Origin of the sequence: Pedobacter fastidiosus, from assembly GCF_014306625.1 — a bacterium.
GTDB classification, from domain to species: Bacteria; Bacteroidota; Bacteroidia; order Sphingobacteriales; family Sphingobacteriaceae; genus Pedobacter; species Pedobacter fastidiosus.
Genome location: NZ_JACRYL010000058.1, coordinates 1 through 789, shown reverse-complemented (window position 1 = coordinate 789; position 789 = coordinate 1). Strand labels below are relative to the sequence as shown.

Sequence of the window (789 nt, the reverse complement as noted above, 5' to 3'; positions counted from 1 at the left end):
TTTGGGGTGTGTTTGGTCCTCGTGGTTGCCTTGAGCCGGGTGGTGGCTGGTTTTAGATGCGGGCTGCGTTTGATGGTATGGGTGTTCTTTGTGGATTAGTTTCCGACACTGACTTGGTTTCATTGGATGTGGTGGTGATGTTTGAGATTGAGGTGATAGTGAGCATAGGTTTGATATACAGAATAAGTTATATATTAAATATGGTATTAGGGGTATTTCAATAGGGGTACGATAGCGTAGGTAGACTAGTTATTTGTAGTTATTATATTATTTATGATAACTCAACCTGTAGGTATAACGTGCGCAATATTTCTACTCTCTAATTTACGATCTTTTTTATTGTATTGTATTGTAGCCTATTTGTGGGTATGTAGATGGTATAGCTAGTATAATATCTTTACAGACATGATACTTCCTCGCTACGTTTATATGTTGGCTGAAGCCTGCTGGTGGTTGGAATATGAGTGAAAATCCGAAAAATCCCGAAAAACCCCGAAAAATGGGGGAAATTCCCAAACTTTTCTGGTCCTCCGGGTAGGGGCGTTCTGCGAAATCGGAAAAATGGGTGCAGAAATCCCGTTCATTTTTTGACCAAAATTGCCATTTTTGGGCTCCGGGGCGGGAAACTGGGGGTTGGTGTAAAATAGGCCGGGTGGTCCGGGGAAATTCGGGGGAAATTGGCCTCCCTGAGTTGGATTGGGCTGGAACTGGCCTCCTAGTGCACTGTTTTGGTGGTTTCTAAATTTAGATATTGAATTCTGACTTAAATTTGTTGGATATTGGTGGTTT

General features: G+C 42.1%; 1 protein-coding gene. It reads right to left on the bottom strand.

Annotated features, from left to right (window positions below):
* Nucleotides 1–425: 425 nt before the first annotated feature.
* Nucleotides 426–789: hypothetical protein (locus H7U22_RS22955; protein ID WP_222621951.1), on the bottom strand; the 364-nt coding region annotated here is incomplete at its 5' end.